This window comes from Prevotella sp. Sow4_E9_plate, assembly GCF_052116205.1.
In the GTDB taxonomy this organism is placed as follows: domain Bacteria; phylum Bacteroidota; class Bacteroidia; order Bacteroidales; family Bacteroidaceae; genus Prevotella.
The window spans coordinates 1-379 of sequence record NZ_JBQKLN010000156.1 but is presented as its reverse complement, the minus strand read 5'-3'; the positions used below and the strand labels follow the sequence as shown (position 1 = coordinate 379).

Annotated in this window: 1 pseudogene; it reads right to left on the bottom strand. The window is 48.8% G+C overall.

The annotated features are described in order from the left end of the window. Positions 1 to 94 precede the first annotated feature (94 nt). A pseudogene (locus tag ACTQ53_RS17675) lies at positions 95 to 379 on the bottom strand (transposase); the annotation flags it as partial.

Sequence of the window (379 nt, the reverse complement as noted above, 5' to 3'; positions counted from 1 at the left end):
TTTCTGGAGCCCTGCTTTGTGACGGCTTTGACGGCCTCATAGGTGTTGCCAGTAGCAATCTCCCTGACGGTCAGACCATCCTCGTCATGTGGTATCAGTTCCCATCTGCATACAGGTCTTCAATCGTAGAATCCGTGACACGTTCACTGTTTTCCACAGCCTCCTGAAGGAAATAGCAGTCTGCAAATACTGCAGTTTCAACCTGAACGGAAGTGATGATGTTAGGCTTGCCTTCCTCTACAGTCTCTGTGATGTTGGTCACATAGCTTTGCACCTTCTGGTCGTTCTTGGCACGATAGGTTGCATCAGGATCGTTAGGATTCTGAAGACTGTCTGCCTTTACCTCCTTCTTGTCTCGAAGTACAGCCTTTCCGTCCAT